Origin of the sequence: Pseudomonas sp. SWRI179, from assembly GCF_014268705.1 — a bacterium.
Lineage (GTDB): Bacteria > Pseudomonadota > Gammaproteobacteria > Pseudomonadales > Pseudomonadaceae > Aquipseudomonas > Aquipseudomonas zanjanensis.
In genome coordinates this window covers 1-2,725 of the sequence record NZ_JABWRA010000114.1, presented here as the reverse complement: position 1 = coordinate 2,725, position 2,725 = coordinate 1, and the positions used below count along the sequence as shown (strand labels likewise).

Genomic DNA, 2,725 nt, shown 5'->3' with positions numbered 1-2,725 from the left:
CCCAGCGGGAGCAAGCTCCCTCGCCACAGGAACCCTTATCCACAGGAGCCCCTCGCCGCAAAAAATGGGGCGCTACGGACGAATTTCGATCATCGTCCCATCCGGCACCAGGTTCCACACCTCGCGCATGTCCACGTTGCGCATGGCGATGCAGCCGTCGGTCCAGTCCAGCGTATGGAACAACTGCTCAGGATTGTCTTCCGAATCCGGGGTGCCGTGGATCATGATCATGCCCCCCGGTTCCACGCCTTCACGGCGGGCGCGGGCGGCGTCGCTGATGTTGGGGTAGGAGATGTGCATCGACAGGTAGAACTTGTCGCTGACCTTGCGCCAGTCGATCCAGTAAAAACCTTCGGGGGTGCGCTTGTCGCCTTCGATCAGCTTGGGGCCTTTCTTGGCGCCCTTGCCCAGGGAAATGCGATAGGTCTTGAGCGGCTTGCCGTCGTTGATCAGTTGCAATTGATGGGCGGACTTCAGCACCAGGACTTTTTCAATGACCTTGCCGTTATAGGTTCCCACGGCGGCGGCCTGGGACACGGCGGTAAACGACAAGCAGAACAGGACAAGCAACCAGCGCATTGAAACGATATCCCTAGAGGTGTCGCGGCTATATTGGATTTTCAAGTATTGGCAGGCTGGGCCAGCGGCGGTATCGACTCGGATCGCACCGGGTAGTCTTCGGCTCGCCGATCAGCGTAGAAGTATTCTAGGGTACGGCCCACTGTGCGGAAAGCCAGCTCGTCCCAGGGAATGTCGGCTTCTTCAAACAGCTTCACTTCCAGGCTTTCGGGCCCGGCAGCGAAGTCCAGGTCCATCAACTCGGCGCGGAAGAATACATGCACCTGGCTGATGTGCGGTACGTCGATCAGCGTATAGATGCTCAGGTTACGCACCCGGGCGCAGGCTTCCTCGGCGGTTTCGCGCACCGCGGCCTGCTCGACAGTTTCGCCGTTCTCCATGAAGCCCGCCGGCAGTGTCCAATAACCGCGCCGTGGCTCGATGGCGCGTCGGCACAACAGGACTTTGCTGCCCCAAGTCGGTACACATCCGGCAACGATATTGGGGTTCTGATAATGGATGGTATGGCAAGTGTCACAGACAAAGCGCAATCGCGAGTCGCCCTCGGGTATGCGCTGGGTCACCGGGTTACCGCACTGGCTGCAGAATTTCATGCTTGGATTCCTGGAGGCTGCGCCTATCTTGGCGTGTACGGGGCGGTATCGGCAAGTTGTCGTTTCGCGACATGACGCGGTCCGGGGCTTGGGCCGCTTGCGTGATTGGTGCATGATGCTAGGCAGCGAATAAATCGAGAAGTCTCATGCTGGACGAGCTACTGCATCGAGTAACCAACCACACGCCGCGCGATCTGGAGACCGATCGGCGTTTCCCTGAAGCGGCGGTGCTGGTGCCGATCACTCGCAGTGATGAACCGGAGCTGGTACTGACCCTGCGCGCCAGCGGTCTGTCGACCCACGGCGGCGAAGTGGCGTTCCCCGGCGGACGTCGAGACCCGGAAGACCCCGACCTGATTTTCACCGCCTTGCGTGAAGCGGAAGAGGAAATCGGCCTGCCCCCCGGCCTGGTGGAAGTGATCGGTCCCCTCAGTCCACTGATTTCGTTGCACGGAATCAAGGTCACGCCTTACGTCGGCGTGATCCCGGATTACGTCGAATACCAAGCCAACGACGCCGAGATCGCCGCCGTGTTCAGCGTGCCGCTGGAGTTTTTCCGCAAGGACCCGCGCGAGCATACCCACCGCATCGACTACCAGGGCCGTAGCTGGTACGTGCCCAGCTATCGTTTCGAGGGTTACAAGATCTGGGGGCTGACAGCGATCATGATCGTCGAGTTGGTCAACCTGCTGTACGACGCCGAAATCGACCTGCACACCCCGCCGAAGACTTTCATCAACACCTGATGCCCCGAGGATTCCCATGAAATACCGCCTGGGCGATGCCCGTGTCGAAACCCACCCACAGAGCTGGGTCGCGCCCAACGCCACGCTGGTGGGCAAGGTCCGCCTCGAAGAGGGCGCCAGTGTCTGGTTCAACGCCGTGCTGCGCGGTGACAACGAACTGATCCTGATCGGCAAGGATAGCAACGTGCAGGACGGCACCGTGATGCACACTGACATGGGCTATCCACTGACCATCGGCACCGGCGTGACCATTGGCCACAACGCCATGCTCCATGGCTGTACGGTAGGCGACTACAGCCTTATCGGCATCAACGCGGTGATCCTCAACGGCGCGAAGATCGGCAAGCACTGCATCATCGGCGCCAACGCGCTGATCGGCGAGAACAAGGAGATTCCCGACGGCTCGCTGGTGATGGGCTCGCCCGGCAAGGTGGTGCGCGAATTGACCGAGGCCCAGAAGAACATGCTCGTGGCCAGCGCGGCGCACTATGTGCACAACGCCCAGCGCTACGCCCGCGATCTGGTCGAGCAGGAACCATGAGCGCCGCTGAACGCCCGGTGCCGTCGCCCTGCGTGAATATCTGCGCGCTGGACGATGACGACATCTGCACCGGCTGCCAGCGCACCGTGGCCGAGATTACCCGGTGGAGCCGGATGGACAACGAGGAGCGACGCGCGGTTTTGGCGTTGTGTCATGAACGGGCCAAGGCCAGTGGGTTGGTGTGGATGTTGCCGGCACGACGGTGATTATGAACACGCTCCACTGTGGCGAGGGAGCTTGCTCCCGCTGGGCTGCGAAGCAGCCCC

Annotated in this window: 5 protein-coding genes; 3 read left to right on the top strand and 2 right to left on the bottom strand. The window is 61.2% G+C overall.

The genetic code is table 11. The annotated features are described in order from the left end of the window. Positions 1 to 72 precede the first annotated feature (72 nt). A complete protein-coding gene (locus HU767_RS28455; RefSeq protein WP_039591469.1) occupies positions 73 to 579 on the bottom strand; it encodes a L,D-transpeptidase family protein in 507 nt (168 codons plus the stop codon). Between the two features lie 41 nt (positions 580 to 620). Then, positions 621 to 1,172 carry an NUDIX hydrolase gene (locus HU767_RS28450; RefSeq protein WP_186705189.1) on the bottom strand — a complete coding sequence of 184 codons (552 nt, stop codon included), beginning with the start codon at positions 1,170 to 1,172 and terminating at the stop codon, positions 621 to 623. Positions 1,173 to 1,318: 146 nt separating this feature from the next. Between HU767_RS28450 and HU767_RS28445 the strand changes: the two genes are divergently transcribed. The 3 genes from HU767_RS28445 to HU767_RS28435 are packed head-to-tail and all read left to right on the top strand — an operon-like array spanning position 1,319 to position 2,665. Further along, positions 1,319 to 1,918 (top strand): CoA pyrophosphatase, encoded by a 600-nt coding sequence (locus HU767_RS28445; RefSeq protein WP_186705190.1) that lies wholly within the window; start codon positions 1,319 to 1,321, stop codon positions 1,916 to 1,918. Between the two features lie 16 nt (positions 1,919 to 1,934). Further along, the gene (locus tag HU767_RS28440) at positions 1,935 to 2,459 is read left to right on the top strand and encodes a gamma carbonic anhydrase family protein (RefSeq protein WP_186705191.1); all 525 of its coding nucleotides are present in this window, start codon (positions 1,935 to 1,937) and stop codon (positions 2,457 to 2,459) included. Further along, positions 2,456 to 2,665, top strand: coding sequence for a DUF1289 domain-containing protein (locus tag HU767_RS28435; protein ID WP_186731103.1), 210 nt, complete (start codon positions 2,456 to 2,458; stop codon positions 2,663 to 2,665). Before HU767_RS28440 ends, HU767_RS28435 begins: the two co-directional genes overlap by 4 nt. Positions 2,666 to 2,725: the final 60 nt, after the last annotated feature.

What these genes read in the sequence shown, in the direction of transcription:
- HU767_RS28455 (WP_039591469.1), bottom strand. Translation starts at nt 579, where the DNA reads ATGCGCTGGTTGCTTGTCCTGTTCTGCTTGTCGTTTACCGCCGTGTCC.
- HU767_RS28450 (WP_186705189.1), bottom strand. Translation starts at nt 1,172, where the DNA reads ATGAAATTCTGCAGCCAGTGCGGTAACCCGGTGACCCAGCGCATACCC.
- HU767_RS28445 (WP_186705190.1), top strand. Translation starts at nt 1,319, where the DNA reads ATGCTGGACGAGCTACTGCATCGAGTAACCAACCACACGCCGCGCGAT.
- HU767_RS28440 (WP_186705191.1), top strand. Translation starts at nt 1,935, where the DNA reads ATGAAATACCGCCTGGGCGATGCCCGTGTCGAAACCCACCCACAGAGC.
- HU767_RS28435 (WP_186731103.1), top strand. Translation starts at nt 2,456, where the DNA reads ATGAGCGCCGCTGAACGCCCGGTGCCGTCGCCCTGCGTGAATATCTGC.